Annotated in this window: 10 protein-coding genes; 2 read left to right on the forward strand and 8 right to left on the reverse strand. The window is 63.5% G+C overall.

What is annotated here, in order from left to right:
* Window positions 1-7: 7 nt before the first annotated feature.
* The 8 genes from cysC to A7317_RS00530 form a co-directional block, all read right to left on the reverse strand.
* Window positions 8-619: an adenylyl-sulfate kinase gene (gene cysC / locus A7317_RS00495; RefSeq protein ID WP_024072686.1), complete on the reverse strand. Its 612-nt coding sequence runs from the start codon at window positions 617-619 to the stop codon at window positions 8-10.
* On the reverse strand, window positions 603-2,117 hold the full coding sequence (locus A7317_RS00500; RefSeq protein ID WP_069074966.1) for a TolC family protein: 1,515 nt from the start codon (window positions 2,115-2,117) through the stop codon (window positions 603-605). The genes cysC and A7317_RS00500 overlap by 17 nt, the downstream gene beginning before the upstream one ends.
* Before the next feature lie 41 nt (window positions 2,118-2,158).
* On the reverse strand, window positions 2,159-8,212 hold the full coding sequence (locus tag A7317_RS00505) for an Ig-like domain-containing protein (protein ID WP_081329420.1): 6,054 nt from the start codon (window positions 8,210-8,212) through the stop codon (window positions 2,159-2,161).
* Window positions 8,213-8,263: 51 nt separating this feature from the next.
* Entirely contained in the window at window positions 8,264-9,127 is an 864-nt protein-coding gene (locus A7317_RS00510; protein ID WP_024072683.1) for a sulfotransferase family protein, read from the reverse strand.
* An 86-nt stretch (window positions 9,128-9,213) separates the two neighbouring features.
* Entirely contained in the window at window positions 9,214-10,827 is a 1,614-nt protein-coding gene (locus A7317_RS00515) for a glycosyltransferase family 39 protein (protein ID WP_069074968.1), read from the reverse strand.
* 250 nt (window positions 10,828-11,077) lie between these two features.
* Complete coding sequence (locus A7317_RS00520) at window positions 11,078-13,174, reverse strand: efflux RND transporter periplasmic adaptor subunit (RefSeq protein ID WP_069074969.1); 2,097 nt, start codon at window positions 13,172-13,174, stop codon at window positions 11,078-11,080.
* A complete protein-coding gene (locus A7317_RS00525; RefSeq protein WP_069074970.1) occupies window positions 13,174-14,493 on the reverse strand; it encodes an efflux RND transporter periplasmic adaptor subunit in 1,320 nt (439 codons plus the stop codon). Before A7317_RS00525 ends, A7317_RS00520 begins: the two co-directional genes overlap by 1 nt.
* Window positions 14,490-15,221, reverse strand: a complete 732-nt coding sequence (locus A7317_RS00530) for an efflux RND transporter periplasmic adaptor subunit (protein ID WP_223817822.1) — start codon at window positions 15,219-15,221, stop codon at window positions 14,490-14,492. The genes A7317_RS00525 and A7317_RS00530 overlap by 4 nt, the downstream gene beginning before the upstream one ends.
* Before the next feature lie 199 nt (window positions 15,222-15,420).
* Between A7317_RS00530 and A7317_RS00535 the strand changes: the two genes are divergently transcribed.
* Both A7317_RS00535 and A7317_RS00540 read left to right on the forward strand, forming a co-directional pair.
* Window positions 15,421-17,583, forward strand: coding sequence for an outer membrane assembly lipoprotein YfiO (locus tag A7317_RS00535; protein ID WP_069074972.1), 2,163 nt, complete (start codon window positions 15,421-15,423; stop codon window positions 17,581-17,583).
* Complete coding sequence (locus tag A7317_RS00540) at window positions 17,580-18,284, forward strand: DUF3142 domain-containing protein (RefSeq protein ID WP_024072677.1); 705 nt, start codon at window positions 17,580-17,582, stop codon at window positions 18,282-18,284. The genes A7317_RS00535 and A7317_RS00540 overlap by 4 nt, the downstream gene beginning before the upstream one ends.
* Window positions 18,285-18,290: the final 6 nt, after the last annotated feature.

Genomic DNA, 18,290 nt, shown 5'->3' on the forward strand with positions numbered 1-18,290 from the left:
CGGGCTCCTAAGAAGACAATTCCCCAGAGTCTAGTTCAGGCGCCAGCCACGCCAACAACCGTTCGACGCTCTGTTGTGTCGACAGCACGCCGGTGTCCAGTACCAGCGAAGCGTGGGGCGGTGGCTCGTAGGGCGAACCAATGCCGGTAAACCCCGGTAGCTCACCCCTGCGGGCGCGGGCGTAATGACCTTTGGGGTCGCGCCGCTCACAAACCGCCAACGAGGCACTGCACCACACTTCCCGATAATCGGCCCCCAGGCGTTGGGCGAAGACCGCGCGCAATTGCACCAGGGGCGCAATCATCGCCAGGATCACGATTTGCCCGTTGTCCACCAGCAGCGCCGCCAGTTCGCTGGCGCGGCGGATGTTTTCCAGACGGTCGCCGTCGGCAAAGCCCAGGTCTTTGTTGAGCCCGACGCGCAAGGCGTCGCCGTCGAGCACGATGCTCTGGCGGCCTTGTTCGAAGAACGCGGCCTGGAGGCCCTGGGCCAGGGTCGACTTGCCCGAGGCGGGCAGGCCGGTGAGCAGGATCGCCACACCCCGATGGCCATTGCGCGCCTCGCGTTGACGGCGGGTGATGCTCGCCGTGGGCGCTACCAGGTTATTGGGCGACGGCACGCGGCACCGGTGCGCTGATGTTGCCGGCGGCCCAGGCCGATTCACGGCTGGCCAGGGCGGTGGCGATGCTTTGCACGCGGTCGGAGTCCAGTTGCTCCGGCAGCGGGTCGAGACCGGCGCTGGCGAAGATCTGGCCGTAGGCGTTGCGCAGGTCGGCGTAAGCCAGGTCGCGGCGCAGGTCGGCTTGCAAGGTACTGAGCTCGCCCTGGATCAGGTCGAGTTCGCCCAGGCCAGCCGCTTCGTGTCGATTGCGCAGCTGGGTGAGGATTTGCCCGTCAATATTGGCCAGTTGCTCGCTGGTCTTGAACTGGCGCACGGCGTCCTGGAAGTTGGCGTTGGCCACATAGATCTGCGCCAGCACCGCGATAGACATGGCCTGGCGCCTTGCGGTGGCGACTTCTTCACCGGCCTTGGCCACGTCGATGGCGGCGGGCGCGGACATCACGTTAAACAGGTTCCAGGTGATTTTGGCGCCGTAGTCGGCCCAGCGATTGTCCACCAGGAACGAGTTGCTGTCGTAGTGGCCACCGGCGGAGAACTCCAGGCCCGGCAGCAGGCGCAACATGGCCTTGCGGGTTTCGGCGGCGCTGATGCGGCTCTGGTAATCCTGCTCGCGCAATTCCGGCCGATTGGCCAGGGCTTCCTGTTCCAGGCTGGCCAGGTTGACCTTGAGCTGGGGCACGGTGTAGTCGTCCGGCGTGGCCAGCCTCAACTCAGTCCCCATGGGCAAGTTGATCAGGGTCGCCAGCTCGGTCTTGGCCAGGGACAAGGCACGGCGCTGTTCCTGTAATTGGCGTGTGGCTTCGATCAGCGAGCGTTGGTAGCCAAGGGCCTGGACCGGGTCGCCGATGCGCTGCTCGCTCATGCTTTGGCTATCGACCTGGGCTTTGTCGACCCGCGCCATCAGGCTATCGATCTGGGTCAGCAAGCGCTCGGCCGCCACGGCTCGCCAGTAGGCCGAGCGCACGTCCTGGACGATGGTGTTGATGACCTTGCGCCGACGTTCCTGGATGATCAGGCGCTGGTCACCTTGCTGCTTGGCGCTGATGTAGCTGACACCAAAGTCGAGTACGTTCCACACCATGGTCAGGTCCGCCACGCGACGATCGCGGTCCTGGGAGGTCGACGGTTCCAGGGACTGGGTACCGGTGAGCACGCTCTGGCTGCTGGAAGCGTTGGTGTTATTGCGTCCGGCATAGCCTGCGGACAAGGCCATGCGCGGCAGCATGTCGAAGCTGGAGAGATCCGATTGGCGTTTGGCCAGGGCCTCCTCCATCACCTTCAAACGACCTTCGAGGTTGTATTTGACGGCGCGGGCCATGGCCTGGTGCAGCGTCAACGCGCCGCTCAACGGCTCCTGATCCTTGTACATGCCGTGCAGGTCGTTGCGGGCTCGCTGCTCGCTGACACTGCGCTCAATCGGTTCGCTGGTGACTGCACAACCGCTGATCGCCAGCGCCAGCACACTGGCACCGAACAACATATGACGTGTCTTCATCCTTGTAATGCCCCTGTTACTACGCCTGGAGTTAAGTGTGTTCAAGCCTGCATTTCGCTGATGCCGACTTGTTGCAGTGCGTGCGCCAGGTCCATCACTTGGCGCTGTTCTGTGTCTTTGAGCTGCTGCAATTGCTGGCCGAGGCTCGGCGCGCCAAACATGCCGCGCGCCCCCTGGACCGGATCGCCCGGGCCTTTGATCGATTGGTTGTCGGACGCCTTGAGGGGGCTATCGTCACCGTGGGTTTCGCGATTGAACAGGCTCGACAAGGTGCTTGAACCAAACACCCCGCCATCGCCGCCGCCCAAGCCCAAAAAGCCGCTGGCGCTGCTGTCACCGGCCCTATCGGTGCCGAATACCTGGGCGATATAGCTGGGAGCCAAGGCACCGTTGCGCAGAAAGATGCTGCCCACCGGCGGCAAGCCCGCCCCCAGCTCACGTTGCTCGAACAACGGCGGGAAGCCGATGGGTGAACCGAGGACGCCCGTCGGCCGGCCAAACACGATCGGTTGCAAGGGTGGGTTCGGTGCGTCTTGAGGCGGTGCCGGATCGGTGACGCGGAACAATGGGTCGCCGGTCAGCGCTACCGTGTTGATCGCATAATTGTTGGAGTTGGCATAGCCGCTGCCCGCGTTGCCCGACAGGTCATTCACCAAGCGGTTATCGAGGGTGATGAAATTGCTCGGGTCATTGAGGTTGGCCGTTGGCGTCAAGGTCGCAGTCCAGGTCTTGCCACCGTCACCGGTGACCAGGTTGGACAAGCTGCCGTTGGCCACGCTCAGGGCATCCAGATTAAAGCCGCTGACTTTCTCGCTGAAGGTGAACGTCACGGTAGTCGTCTGGCCGACGGTCAAGTTCGGGTTGGCGATACTGATGGTCGCGGTAGGGCGCTCGCCATCGATCGCGTAGTTATTCGAGATCGCGATGCCGGTGCCAACGTTACCCGCCGTGTCGTTAACCTGGCCGGCATCCAGCACGATCAGGTTGGTCGCATCGGTGATGGCGGCGGTCGGCGTCAGGGTCGCGGTCCAGGTTTTGCCGCCATCATTGCTCGCCAGGTTGGACAGCACGGCATTGGCGACACTCAGGTCCGAAAGATCAAACCCGGTGACGGCCTCGCTGAAGGTGATGGTCACCAGCGAAGTGGCACCGATGTTCAGGCTGTCGTTGGTAACGACTATGGTTGCCGTCGGCCGCTGGGTATCGATGGCGTAGTTGTTGGAATCGGTGCTGCCGCTGCCGGTATTGCCCGAGCCGTTCTGAACGCCGCTGTTGTCGAGGGTAATCAGGTTGGTGGCGTCGGTGACGTTGCTGGTCGGCGTGAAAGTCGCCGTCCAGGTAACACCGCCGTCGCTGCTGCTCACAGTCGTCAAGGTGCCGTTGGCGATAGTCAGGTCGGCGTTGGTGAAGCCGCTGACCGCTTCGCTGAACGTGATGGTGACCAATGAGGTCTCGCCGATATTTAACGCATTGTCCGCCACCACGATGGTCGCGGTTGGGCGTACGGTGTCGACGGTGAAATTGACCGAGTTGGTGGTGCCTGTGCCGACGTTACCTGCCAGGTCGGCGATGCCCGTGTTGTTCAGGGTGATCAGGTTGGTGGTGTCCTTGATACCAGCGGTCGGAGTAAAGGTGGCGGTCCAGGTCACACCCCCATCGGCACTGCTCACCGCCGTGAGGGTGCCATTGGGCACGTTCAGGTCACTGTTGGTGAAACCGGTGACCGCCTCGCTGAAAGTGATGGTCACCAGCGACGTTTCACCGGCGACCAACGCCGTATCAGCGAGCACGATGGTCGCGGTCGGCCGCTGGCTGTCGACGGCGTAGTTGTTGGAGTCGGTGGTACCGCTGCCGGCATTGCCCGCCAAATCGGTGACGCCGGTGTTATCCAGGGTGATGACGTTGTTTGCATGAGTCACCCCGTTCACGGGGGTCAGCGTCGCGGTCCAGGTGATGCCACCATCGTTGCTGCTCACCGCGCTCAATGTGCCGTTGGCAATCGTCAGGTCGGCATTGGTAAAGCCGGTGACCGCCTCGCTGAAGGTGATGGTCACCAGTGAGGTCTGGCCGATGCCGAGGGCTGAATCGGTAACCACAAGGGTGGCGGTTGGGCGCTGGGTATCGATGGCGTAGTTGTTCGAATCGGTAGTGCCCGTACCGACGTTACCGGCCAGGTCGTTGACGCCCGTGTTGTTCAGCGTGATGAGGTTGGTGGCGTCGGTGACGTTGCTGGTCGGCGTGAAAGTCGCCGTCCAGGTGATACCGCCGTCGTTGCTGCTCACCGCGCTCAACGTACCGTTGGCGACACTCAGGTCGGCGTTGGTGAAGCCGCTGACCGCTTCGCTGAACGTGATGGTGACCAGGGACGTGCCGCCGATGTTCAGCGCCGGGTCGGCAACGACGATGGTCGCGGTCGGCCGCGCGGTATCGATGGTGTAGTTGTTGGAGTCGGTCGTACCGCTGCCGGCGTTGCCCGCCAGGTCGGCGATGCCGGTGTTGTTCAAGGTGATGAGGTTGGTGGCGTCGGCGATGCTGGCACTCGGGGTGAACGTGCCTGTCCAGGTGATACCACCATCGTTGCTGGTCACCGCGCTCAACGTACCGTTGGCGACGCTCAGGTCGGCATTGGTGAAGCCGGTGACCGCTTCGCTGAACGTGAATGTCACCAGCGACGTGCCGCCGATGCTCAGCACAGGGTCGGCGACGACGATGGTCGCGGTGGGCCGCACGGTATCGATGGCGTAGTTGTTGGAGTCGGTCGTACCGCTGCCGGCATTACCCGCCAGGTCGGCGATGCCGGTGTTATCCAGGGTGATGAGGTTGGTGGTGTCGGTGAGGCTGGCGCTCGGGGTGAACGTGCCTGTCCAGGTGATACCGCCATCGTTGCTATTCACCGCGCTCAATGTGCCGTTGGCAATCGTCAGGTCGGCATTGGTGAAGCCGGTGACCGCTTCGCTGAAGGTGAATGTCACCAGCGACGTCTCGCCGATTTTCAGCGCCGAGTCGGCAACGACGATGGTCGCGGTCGGCCGCGCGGTATCGATGGCGTAGTTGTTGGAATCGGTCGTACCGCTGCCGGCATTGCCCACCAGGTCGGCGATCCCGGTGTTGTTCAAAGTGATGAGGTTGGTGGCGTCGGTGAGGCTGGCGCTCGGGGTGAATGTGCCTGTCCAGGTGATACCGCCATCGTTGCTGGTCACCGCGCTCAACGTACCGTTGGCGACGCTCAGGTCGGCGTTGGTAAAGCCGGTGACCGCTTCGCTGAACGTGAATGTCACCAGCGACGTGTCGCCGATTTTCAGCGCCGAGTCGGCAACGACGATGGTCGCGGTCGGCCGCGCGGTATCGATGGTGTAGTTGTTGGAGTCGGTCGTACCGCTGCCGGCGTTGCCCGCCAGGTCGGCGATGCCGGCGTTGTTCAAGGTGATGAGGTTGGTGGTGTCGGTGATGCTGGCGCTCGGGGTGAATGTGCCTGTCCAGGTGATACCTCCATCGTTGCTGGTCACCGATGTCAGGGTACCGTTGGCAATCGTCAGGTCGGCATTGGTGAAGCCGGTGACTGCTTCGCTGAACGTGATGGTGACCAGGGACGTGCCGCCGATGTTCAGCGCAGGGTTGGCTATTACCACGCTTGCGGTCGGGCGCACGGTGTCGATGGTGTAGTTATTGGACGTGGTAGTACCGGTGCCCACGTTGGTCGAGGTGTCGGTGTAGAGCGTGTTGTCCAGGGTAATGACGTTGGTGCCGCTGGTGACGCCAGCCGTCGGCGTGAAGGTGGCGGTCCAGTGGATGTTATCGCTGGTGGTCAGGCTGCTCAGGGTGCCGTTGGAGGCCGTCATGTCGGCCAGGCTGAATCCGGTCACCGCTTCGCTGAAGGTGATGTTCACCACGGAGGAGCCACCGAGGTTCAGCCCGGGGCTGGCCACGGCGACTGTCGCCGTCGGCCGTACCGTATCGACGGCGTAGTTATTGGAGGTGGAGGTACCGCTGCCCGCCAGACCATTCGACACGCCGGTGACACCGGTATTGTCCAGCACAATATGGTTGCTCGCGCTGGTCACGCTCGCATCTGGGGTGAACGTCGCCGTCCAGGTGAGGCCGCCATCATTGGAGATGACGCTGCTCAAGGTGCCGTTGGAGACCGTCAGGTCGGCGTTGGTGAAACCGGTGACGGCCAGGTTGAAGGTAATGGTCACCTGCGAAGTGCTGCCAATGTGCTGGGCCGCGTTCGCCACTACGATGGTCGCGGACGGCGTCGGTGCGTAGGCGGTGTTCACTGTACCGCCGTCGTTGAAGATATTGTTCACGGCAGCCACGGAGGCACCCGTGCTGCCTCCACCCAACGCCGGGCCACCGGAACCGCTGCCACCGACGTTGCCGCTCATGGCCGCAAAGTTGGCGGCCGTCATCAACAGCGTGCCTTTGTTCCAGATCGCACCAACGCCTTTGCCCGCCGCGCCGCCCGAGTCTGCTGAACCCCCCAGGCCACCGCCACCACCGCCACCTCCGCCGGCCGCGATGTTATTGGAGATCACCGAAGTGCCGACGACCGTCAGGGTGCCGGAGCTGGCGTTGTAGATACCGCCACTGGCCGAAGCCCCTGCCCGGCCAGGCTTGTCCCACCCGGAACCGCCACCGCCGCCGCCAATGGAAATAGTGCCGTTGTTTGCGGTGCCGCCGGCACCGCCATTGCTGTAGTTGGCTGCCCCCATGCCACCCGCGCCGCCGCTGCTGCTGCCACCACGGCCGCCCATATAGTTCGGGTTGTAGCCGCCACCATTGCCACCGGTGTTGGCGCTACCGGACGTCCCACCATAAACGCCGGTACCGAAGCCCGAAGTGCCGCCATGGCCGCCGGCCTGGCCGCCAAGAGCACCGCCGCCGCCGCCGCCACCACCCACCGCGCCGCCAACGTAGGGCGCGGTGACCCCACCGCCCCCGCCACCGCCCGAGGCCGCGTTGCTGGTCACCCTGACATTGTTCAAGGTCAGGTTGCCGAGGTTGACAATACCGCCGCCCATTGCCGCTGTGCCGTCGACACCCGCCGCTGCGCCATTACCCGCCGCCAGGCCTTGGGTGATGACCAAGCCATCCAGCGTCGCCGTCACACCGCTCCCCACCCTCAGCACCTGAGTCTTGTACTGCCCGCTGAGGGTCACATCCGCCACACCGTCTTGGTTCAGATCACCGGCGATGGTGACGTTTTTGCTGATGACCAATTGCGAGTTGAGGTTAACCGTCATGGTGGTACTGAACGTGACGGTATCGCCGGACACCGAATCGCTCAGAGCCTGGCGCAATGAGCCGACGCCACTGTCACCGTTGTTGACCACCGTGATCGTGGCCAACCCGTACTGGTACGCCGACATCGCCTGGTACGACAACGCGGTATGGCTCTCGATGGAGCCGGTGGCAATTTCCAACGTCCAATCGCCACCCTCGCCGGTGCGGTTGCTGGACGCGGCAATATCACGGCCGGTCAATTGCGCCAGGGAGTCGACGAAGTTGAGCCCTTTGCTGTCCCCTGCCGTGTTGCACGCGTAGATCAGAATGTCGCCGCCCACATTCATGTCCTGGCCGATCTGCGCCAGCACTTCGCTGCGGGCCGCGATGTTGTCGGCCGACAAATAGGTGCTGCCCAGCCACAAATCGCCGGTGTTGCCGTGGGCGAGGATCTGCACCGAGCTCACGCCCTGGTGGCTGCCCAGATAATCGGCAATCTGCTGCAGACCGTCTTTGCTGGCATCCAGCTGCACCACCTCGGTGCCGGGGGCGACGCCCTTGAGCAAGTTGGCGGAGTCTTTGACCCGGGCGTCGACGAACACTACGGTCTGCCCCGGAACGGTAACCGGCGCCGGTGTGGCCGGCGCGTCGGTTTGCCCATGGGTGTCTTTGCTGGCGGTGGCGTGCTCGGTCGTCGGCGCCTTGGCGGCCGCGTCGGCAGTAGCATGGCTGTCCGCCTGGGCGGCATCGGCCACAGTGGCGGCCACCGCGCCGTCAAACAACATGCGCGGTTCCAGGAACATGATCATCGGCGTCGCCAGAGGGTTGGCGCCTGTTGTTGTCTGCCGTGCCTTACCTTTGCTCCACCACATGCTGCTCACCCGTTTGTCGAATGCTGATACCCGCAATGAAAAAAACCGCGATCAGCCGATCGCGGCATCGGCTTTGGTGCGAATTACATTGGCGGCGCTCAGGCTGCCATCCCGCCAGAAATCCATATGCGCAAACTGCTCGAAGAGGTCCGGCGGCAGGATCGTACGCCGAGGCTGCAAAGCGACCTTGGGCTTGACCCGATGCAACCCGCTGACGCCCAGAGCCTCGTCGAAGTCCGGCGCGTCATAGCTGAGGTTGTCGAAGTCATGCTCGAACCACGGCTGCTCGATAAATTCGTAGACCAGCCGCATCACGCGCTCGGGCGCCTGGGATAGCAGGTCGTAGTCGACGATCAACATGGACCCGGCGTTTTCACCGTAGTACGCCTCTTTGAGGGCCGACCAGGCATAGCCCACGAGGCGATTGCGCTGGCCCAGGGTTTCGACACGGCTGTATACGGTGTTGCGCTCGATGTCGTCGTTGAACAGCTTGGTGTTCTCGAACGGATTGGCGCGATAGAGGCGTTCCAGGCTGTCCATGATCCACGCCACGTTGCGCACACAGGCAATGACCTTGGCCTGGGGAAACAGGTCATGCAGGGCGGGCATGCGCGCGCACCACTGGCGGTTGGTGTCGAACACCACCGGGGTGGAGGGTTTGTCGCCGTAATAAGCATCGAACAAGCCGCGCAACAGGCGGCGGCGGGTGTCCGGATCAATGACCGAGCCAAACTCGCTGCCGGCGCTGCACTGCGCCAGCACACCATTGAACAACGACCCTATGGGACTGCTCATGCCGGCGCGAAAGCGTGGGTTCTGCAACAGGATTGCAGAGAGCAAGGTCGAGCCGGAACGCGGCAGACCGGAGATAAAGTGATACTGCAATCCTTTCACCACTTTGTAGGACAAATCCATTTATGGTGGAAGCGTAGTAGAGGATTGCAGGGTCAACTAGTGTTCATTTGCCACTATTTCGGCATTTTCTCAATGCCAATTCGCGATTAGCGACAGCCCTCCGGCTGCGAAGGCTCTGGCCCGCGGCAAAGCACGAACAGGCGTGCCCTGGCTCCACCGCCATCCTGGCGCAAAAGTTCGCGCCAATCGGTGGGAATCGGCGCGAAATCGTCCGGCAAATCAGTGCTGCTGATCAGCCAGACGCGGCGCGTATCCGCCGGTAAAGCCGACAGATTATCGAGGTAGATACGCCCGCCGTCCTGGTCCACCAGCGTACCGAAGCCATACGCGTTAGGCCGGGTCGACGTGCCATCCGGTTTGGGCGGGGTATAGAGCTGCAATTGGGCGTCAGTCTGGTCGTAATACACGTAGCTCAAGTACCACAGCATGTCGCTAAGGACGATGCGGTCGCCTTCCTGATAGTTACGGTTGACGAACTCCACCGGCACGTTGAAATTATCGCGGTCGTCCACGGTTGCATTGCTCTTCAGCCCCAGCAGTTCCACGCTGATAAACAGCACCAGGAACGCGGCGCCCCAGCGTGACAGGCGTTTAGGCAGGCGGTCGATGGCCAGGGCCACCATGATCGGCAAGCCAAGGGCATACGCCGTGAGGTAGCGCTCGATGAACACCGGGGAAATAAACGATACCGCATACACCAGCAACAGCGGCAGCAGGAAGAATAGCGCCAGCAGGCCGGCCGGCCGATGGGCTTCGCGATCACGCCAGGCGGTCACCCCCACGACGGCGATCAGTAGCAGCGGGAACGACCAGAACAATGGTGCCCAGAAACCGATGCCCTCGTCCTGGAGCATGAACTGCCAGATCATCGACGGGACGGAGATCAGCGTGACCGGGTCTTCCCAGCCGATATCCCCCCCGGTCTTGAGCTGTTCGACGTGCTGCACCAGGTCCACCAAGTTGGGCAACCAGGGCAAGTACAGCACTACAATCAGGACATTGGCGCACCACCACGCTGGGCGCAGGAGCAACCGTCGGCCAGGTGCCTGGGACGAGTACAACAACCCCAGGTAGGCCCAATGCACCATTACACACAAGGCCATGAAGTAATGGGTATAGAAACCGGCCGCCATCAGCAGCACATAGGCCGCCAGGTAGCGCGTGCGCTCGGGGCGGCGTACCCAATACACCAGCGCCAGCGTCGCAGCCAGCAGCCACACGGCCAGCAGCGAGTACATACGCACTTCCTGGCTGTATCGCACGGCAGTGGGGTACAGCGCCAGCAGCACACCCGCCAGCACGGCGGCACGATAGGTGGACAGTAGCCGCGTCAGCCAGATACCCAGGCCCACCGCGACCACGCCGGGAATCGCGCTCATGCCGCGAATCGACCAGATGCCGTCGCCAAACAGGCCGATCCAGCCGCGCAGCATGAAAAAATACAACGGGGGGTGCACATCATGGGCCGCGTGGAACCACAGGTCGTCTACCGCGTATTCGCTGAGCAGCAGGCTCGAACCTTCGTCACCCCAGATCGCCGCCGCTGTCAGGCCATAAAAACGTACGGCCATGGCCAGCGCCAGAATCGGCACCCACCATAGCCGGCTGAGCCAACCGGCACCCGCCCAGGCAGCCGAGAGGCGACTGACTGCGGGAAAAACCCCAACTTTGTCGTCTTGTTCTACCACGGACCGTCGCACCTCAATTCCTCTGAAACTGCCTCTTTTCAAGGCAAACCCTGCGCATGCGCAAACAAGCGCCACTCTAGGACAAAAGCCTCGGTTTCGCTTGCTGTTTTGCACCCGCCAGGCGTTGTGTTACCGGCTGGGGGTCACCTGACCATCCTGCCTGCCCACACTCTTCGGGATGTTGCGCAAAGGCCCGGCGCACACGGGGTTTCAACGGTTTATGCGGCTTACCGCTACGCGGCTGGCGTCCTCCTGACGCTTGTCAGAACCCACTTTCCCGTACCCCCAGCGCTGCCGCCCGTCGCCAGGCCACGCCCAGTACCGACTCACTGCGCCCTTGCAGCATCACCACTCCGCGCAGCGGTTGATGGGGGGTAGGGATCGTTTCAACGCTTTTCAGTCGCGCACCGTATTGAGCCTGTACCGGCTCCGGTCGCTGATTTTCGTCGCGGCGCACGGCAATTGGCCCATGGTGATCGGAGGTCAGTGCCTCCTGGTCCAGATAGGCCACGCCGTTGGCGTCGATGTCGGTCAATACCACAGGGATGGCCACGTGCATCGGGTCATCGGCGATAAACCGTCCAGTGGAGCCCGGCGCCACCCGCCACAGTTCGGCCTCGGCCAGGTAACCGCGCAGGCGTGCGCCCTCTTCCACCACCTGGGCCAGTGAGTCCTTGGGCGACAGCCAACGGCCCACGCTCAATTGCGGCAGTACATCGCGCACCCTGCCGGCATGGGGGGCGCGCAACAGCAGGCGTTCGCGCTGGGCGGCCAGCCCACGGTATTCGGCCAGGGCCTGGGACAGACGCTGATCGTTGATCCCGGCATCCGCAGCCGTTTCACTGCGCCCGGCCTGGCGGCGCATCTGCAGCTGCAAAATCTCCACTTCACGGCGCACGATGCTTTGCCGCGCGTCCAAATCCGGTGACTCCAGTTCGTACAAGACCTGGCCCTGGGTGACGGTTTGCCCATCCGCCACCCGCAACTGCTTGACCCGCGCGGCCACCGGCGCGTGCAACGCGCTGGCGCGCCCGGCTTCGAGCATGGCCGGCAGCTCGACGGCGCTGCGCCACGGCACCACCAGCGCCAGCCCGATCAACACCAACCCCAGGCTGCTCAACAGCACACGCGGCGCATGGGCCTGGCTGCGACGACTCCACCATTCGCGCCATTCCTTGAAGATCGGCAGGAAGATGAACCAGACCAACTCCACCAGCATCAGGAAGATCCCGAGCAGTTTGAAGAACAGGTGATACACCGCCAGGGCAATCCCCAGAAACAGCGCCGCCCGCCACAGCCACGCCAGGTAGCCCCACGCCAACAAGCGTCGTTGCATCGTCGGCGACCACGGCTCCGGCGCCGGCTCGCCATACCCGAACAACAGTTCACGCAGGCGCCAACGGCACAGGGCAAAGGCGCGGCCTTGCAGGTTATCCACCCCCCATAAATCGCTGATCAAGAAGTAGCCATCAAAACGCATGAACGGGTTGAGGTTGATCGCCAACGTCGTCAGCCACGTGGCACTGGCCAACATGAACGCCGCGGTGCGCGCCGGGCCATCCGGCAGCAGCGCCCAGGCAAGCAAGGCGATACAAGCCAGCAGCAACTCGGCCATCACCCCGCCGGCACCGATCATCAACCGCGCACGGCGATCATTGACCCGCCAGGCGTCGCTCACATCGGTGTAGAACATCGGCAACAGCACCATGAACGCCACACCCATGCTCTGAACCCGACAGCCAGCGCGTTTGGCCATATAGGCATGGCCGAACTCATGGCACAACTTGGCGAAGCACAACACCACACCAAACGCCAAGGCGCCGCCGAGGCTGAACAAGTGCGGGAACGTCGCCAGAAAGCGCTGCCAGTCGCGCGCGACCAAAAACACGCCCAGGCCCAGAACTGCCGGCAGGCCGTACCGCAGCAAGCCCGGACCGAAGCGCGCCAGCCAGGGCCATGTCCGGTTGAGAAAAGCGTCCGGACGCCACAGCGGAATGCGGAAAAACAGGTACTGATGCAGCAACACCTGCCACAGGCTCTGCTTTTGTGCGGCCGCTTTATAGAGGTAACTGGCGCGCTGCTGCGGATCAAGGCCGGTGATCAGGTCATGGGCGCGCAAAAAGCTCAGCAGCTCCTCCACTTCGCTGATGCCCAGGGGCAAACCCGGTTCACGGTTGGCGGCTTGCAGGACTTTCTCTGGATCGCCCAGGGACCAGTGGCGCAGCAAACGAATGGCGGTGGCGCCGAGTTTGAAATAGCGCCCGCGCACCGGGTCGGCCAGGGTCCAGCGTGGCGAACCGTCCAGCGCCGCGCCGGCACTGGACAGTTGCAGGTCTTCGCGCAGTGTGGGCAGGTTCATCAGAGGCCGACGCTCTGGCGCAGGCCCGCCAACGGCCGACGCAGCAGGTACAGGGCCAGCGGCGCGCGGCCGCCATACAGCTTCGCCGTACCGCGCAGGCCGATACGCGGTGGCGAGCCATCGAATTGTGCATCGAGGCGATAGGCCAATTGCCCGCCCGGCGTGGGCTGCGCTTCATAGGCGGCACGTTGCAGAGTGGCGAGATGGCGTTGCAGTGGGTCACTGTCGAGGAACAGCGCTACCTGGGCATTGGGCGCCAAGGCAATGGCATCGCCCACCGCCAGCTCAATGCGCAATTCCGCCTGGGCAGGGTTGGCAATCTGCAACAAGCGCTCGCCGGTCTGCACCGGTTTTCCGGTCCAGCGGTCAGCATCAGCGAATACAGCGATACCGTCGCGCTCGGCACGCACTTCGCTGCGTTTGAGCAGTTCACGCGCATAGTCGCGGTCGGCGCGTTTTTGCTCGACGCGGGCCGCCAGCAGGTCGATCTTCGAACTGGATTCGGCATCGGCAAAGGCGCGCTGGGAATTGGCCTTGAGCTCCGCTTCAGCGACACCCAGAGCACGCGCCGCCACATCGGCCTGCGCCGTTAGCGTGGTGCTTTCGAAGCGCAGCAACAGGTCGCCGGTTTTTACCGACTGATTGGGCTTGACCAAAAACTCGGCGATGACGCCATCCAGCGGCGCCGCCACCACTTGCCCGGCCTGCGGCACCACTTCGGCGGGCGCCAGCACCGATTGGCGCACCGGGATCAACAGCATCAGCAACAACGCCACCAGCACCGCTATCCAGCGTTTACGGGTCAGGCGCAGGCGCCACGGCTGGCGTGGCTGCAACGCGTGCCAGGCATGGCTGCAGGTGTCGCCAAAATGCGCCAGCAGCACTTGTTCGGCCGGGCTCCACGGGGTATCCCGCGCCAGCCACAGGCCGCCGAACACCCGGCCCTGGGGATCCATCAACGGCAGCCAGAACACGTGCCCGGCGGACAGGCTCTGCCAATCGGCTTGCACCGCGCCACTTAATTGCTCAGCCAGGACCACCCGCGCAGTCTGGCTCAACGCCAGTTTGTGCAACTGCGCCACCGCCTGCTCGACAAACGCCACGAACGGCGCATTCGAATCGACGCTGCTCACCGCCGTCACCGCCCTCACTTTGCCGGCGATCAACAGCGCGGTGTGGCGATAGCCGAACAGGGGCTGGCTGTCGTTGACCAGGCTGTAGGCCAGTTGCTCGATAGTACGCGCGGCACGGGTCTGGCGTTCAAGGTCGAGAAACTGCGCAAATACGCGCTCAGCGTGGCCCGGCATCGGTGCGTTCATTGCAATTGCGCAAAATGGGCCGTGCCACTCATGCCCGCCAGCAGCCCGCTGGCATTGGGTAAGGTGGCGACCAGCAGCAGCGTCTGGCTCCCCTCATCGATGCGCGCGCCGAGGCGTTTGACCGTGGCGGTGAACGCCTGGCCGGTTTCATCGGGGGTGAAATTGAACGTCTGGCCCGGCTTGAGTTTGCCCATCCAGCGCGACGGCACCAGCAGGTGAATTTCCAGGCTGTGGTTGTCGACGATTTCCAGCAACGGCGCCCCTGCCGAGACGCTTTCATAGCGTTGGACCTTGCGCTGCACCACTTGGCCATCATACGGCGCCAGCACGCTGCAGCGCTTGACCTGCACTTGGTAAACCTGGGATTGGGCCTGGGTTTCAGTGAGCTTGGCTTCGGCGCGGGCCACTTCAAAACGCCCGACGGAGTTGAGCGCCGCCAGTTGTTTGTTGTGGGCCAGTTCTTCACTGGCCCCCCGGCTGGCAGCCTGGGCGGCGTTCAATTGGGCCTGGTAGGCCGAGCAATCGAAACGCGCCAGGGTGTCGCCCTTCTTGAACGACTCGCCTTCGCTGAAAGGCAGTTCAACAATGCGCCCCGACAATTCGCTGGCCAGCACCGCCTGGTCGCGAGCGCGCAGCACACCGCGGGCGTCACTGGAGGCGCTGGTCGACGCCGCAAGCGGGTGGTCCAACAACGGATCGTCCGCCATGACCATCGGCGCAACGCCCATCAGGCAGATAAAACTCAACGTCCCTCTTCGTAACCGCTCCATACGATCCTCCCTGACCATGATTGCAGTCTATGTCAGCACGGTTAAATTGCCACCGCCCCAATCGGATAAGTCAGTAATTTGTGTAGGGCTTCACCGATGCTTTTGTCGGATCACGCTATGATTGCCACCCCCAAGGATTCAGGATCAAGGACACGTCATGCGCATCGGTTTTCTGTCACCCCTGGCACTGGCTCTGCTGGCCGGTATTTCCCTACAGGCCCAGGCCAGCTCCGACGATTCGTGCTACCCCGACTGGCGGGTCTCGCGTGACAGCCTGGACCCGTGCAACAACCTGCCGTTCCTCAGCCCAGGCAATGACAGCCGGGCCAACCTGCGCCTGCTGCTGGCTGACAAAAAGGCCGCGCCGTTGGCGCCCAAGGCGCTGAGCGAAGATGACCTGTCCCAGGGTTTCGGCCCGGTGCCGTTTCCGGTGTATCGCCTGGCCGCTGCCTCCAGCGCAGAGACTGAGCCCGACTCGGACGATTCGCCTACCGCCGAGCTCGACACCCTGCTGACTTCCCTGGGGGTCAAGCGCGAGGAGTACAAAACCGCCGGCGAAGCGTTCCTCAGTGGCGAGGGCAGCCGCTGCCGCAGCAACGACGATGACAGCGCCACGGCGTTCATCCGCCAAGTGGTCAAGGCCGACATACCGGCGACCGAGCGCGCGCTGCTGGCCAAAGCGCGACTGCAACTGCTCACCACCTGCACCTGGGATGGCCCGGTGATCGCCGAGCCGCAGCAGATCCAGTCCGCCGACGGCCAACTGTTTCGCACCTACCTGCAAGCCGCCGCTGATTTCTACAGCGGCCGCTTCGCCGAGGCCGCGCAAGGCTTTGCTGGCGTCGGCAATGCCCAATCGCCGTGGTTGAAGGAAGCCGCGCTGTACATGACCGCCCGCACAGCGCTCAACCAGGCCCAGGCCGACACCTATGACGAAGACGGCGTGCCGCACCTGGACCGTGTGGATAAGCCCGCACTGGCCACGGCCGAGCAGGGCTTCAACGCCTACCTGAAGACTTATCCACAGGGCGAATACGCGGCCTCGGCCCACGGGCTGCTGCGCCGGGTGTACTGGCTGGCCGACGACAACACCAAGCTCGCCGACGCGTTCGCCTGGGCACTGACGGCCACCGACGAGCAGCGCAATGTGTCTGAGGATGAGCTGGTAGAAGAAGCCGACCTCAAGCTGTTGATGGTCAACAGCGATACCGTCAAGACCCCGATGATCCAGCTCGTCAGCGACCTGATGGTGATGCGCGGCGGCAACCAGCCGGCCCTCAGCCGCGCAGACCTCGAGAAGCAAAAGGCCGCGTTCGCCAGCGAGCCAGCGCTCTATGAGTACTTGCTGGCAGTGTGCGCGCTGTACATCGAGCATCAACCGGACGCCGCCTTGAAGCAGTTGCCGCAGAGCGTGCCGTCGAACCTGAACTACTTCGCCTTCAGCCAGCAGACCCTGCGCGCCCTGGCCCTGGAAGCCAAGCAAGACTGGAAAGGCGCCGAGGCCTTGTGGCTGCAACTGTTGCCACTGGCAAAACTGCCGCTGCAACGCGACCAATTGGAGTTGGCACTGGCCATGAACTACGAGCGCAGCGGCCAGTTGGCCAAGGTGTTCGCCAGCGATTCGCCGATCAGTGCCAGGCAGGTGCGCTACATCCTGCTGCGCAACGTCGCCGGGCCTGAACTGCTGCGCCAGCAGATCGCCCAGGCCAGCGATCCGTTGGAACGCCAGACCGCGCAATTCGTGCTGCTCTACAAAGACCTGCTGCACGGCCAGTTCGCCACGTTCGCCGAGGACCTCAAGCAACTGCCGGCCCAGGCCCCCGAGGACAAGCTGGGCACCAGCCTGGGTTATGTCTACAGCGCCAGCCAGACGCTTAAGCTGTTCCAGTGGAACGGCGACAAGGCCGAATCCGGCTACACCTGCCCGAGCATCGCGCAAACCGCAGCGACCTTGCAGACCGAGGCGAAGAACCCCCAGGCCCTGAACTGCTTCGGCGAATTCATCCTGCGCAACGGCCTGGACGGCATGCCTCTGGAGCAGGCCCGCGCGGCCGGCAGCCTGGGCAGCACCGCCTCAGACTTCAAGGGTGAAACCTTCTCGCGGCTCGACGGTTACAAGCAGGTCATCGGCAACGCCAAGGCGCCCAAAAACGACAAGGCCTACGCGCTGTTCCGCGCCATCAACTGCTACGCGCCGGCCGGCTACAACAGCTGCGGCGGCCAGGACGTCGAACCCGCCGTGCGCAAAGCCTGGTTCCGCCAGCTGAAAAGTGGTTTCGCCGACACCCAGTGGGGCAAATCGCTGCAGTACTACTGGTGAAACACCTGTGGCTGGGCCTGCTGTTGCTGGCAAGCCCGGCATTCGGCGCCGTCGATGCCCGTGACTATGACGCCTTCTGGCTGTGGAGCGGCGTCACGCCACAGCCGGTACTCAAGCAGGCCAAGACCCTGTACATCCTCCAGGGCCAGATCAACTCCACCCGCCGCGCGCCCCAGCGCGGTGTGCAACTGATCGCCCAAGGCATCAGCGTACCGCGCCTCACCCGCGGCGAAGTCTGGGTGGTCTACCGCGCCCACACCCTGCACTGGCCCGAACAGATCTACACCCAGCTGCTCGGCCAGGTACAACGTTGGCGCGACGCAGGCAACCCCGTGGTCGGCATCCAGATCGACTTCGACGCCCGCACCCAATACCTGCACGAATACGCCGACTTCCTGCGCGACCTGCGCCAACGCCTGCCCTTTGAGCTGCGCCTGAGCATCACCGGCCTGATGGACTGGAGCAGCAACGCCGACCCCGCCGCCATCGCCCAGCTCAAGGGCGTGGTGGACGAAGTGGTGGTGCAGACGTACCAGGGACGCCAGAGCATCCCGGATTACGCGGCGTATTTGCCACGGATGAACCGGATGGGGCTGCCGTTCAAGATCGGTTTGATCCAGGGTGGGGAGTGGGAGGCGCCTGGGTATTTGCAGGGGAGTGAGTGGTTTCGGGGGTATGTGGTGTTTTTGCAAAACCGTTGACAGGGG

This window comes from Pseudomonas fluorescens (assembly GCF_001708445.1).
GTDB lineage: Bacteria > Pseudomonadota > Gammaproteobacteria > Pseudomonadales > Pseudomonadaceae > Aquipseudomonas > Aquipseudomonas gorinensis.

Excerpts from the sequence above, each read along its gene's own strand:
- A7317_RS00500 (WP_069074966.1), bottom strand. The coding sequence starts at position 2,117 with ATGAAGACACGTCATATGTTGTTCGGTGCCAGTGTGCTGGCGCTGGCG.
- A7317_RS00505 (WP_081329420.1), bottom strand. The coding sequence starts at position 8,212 with ATGTGGTGGAGCAAAGGTAAGGCACGGCAGACAACAACAGGCGCCAAC.
- A7317_RS00510 (WP_024072683.1), bottom strand. The coding sequence starts at position 9,127 with ATGGATTTGTCCTACAAAGTGGTGAAAGGATTGCAGTATCACTTTATC.
- A7317_RS00520 (WP_069074969.1), bottom strand. The coding sequence starts at position 13,174 with ATGAACCTGCCCACACTGCGCGAAGACCTGCAACTGTCCAGTGCCGGC.
- A7317_RS00525 (WP_069074970.1), bottom strand. The coding sequence starts at position 14,493 with ATGAACGCACCGATGCCGGGCCACGCTGAGCGCGTATTTGCGCAGTTT.
- A7317_RS00530 (WP_223817822.1), bottom strand. The coding sequence starts at position 15,221 with ATGGGCGTTGCGCCGATGGTCATGGCGGACGATCCGTTGTTGGACCAC.
- A7317_RS00535 (WP_069074972.1), top strand. The coding sequence starts at position 15,421 with ATGCGCATCGGTTTTCTGTCACCCCTGGCACTGGCTCTGCTGGCCGGT.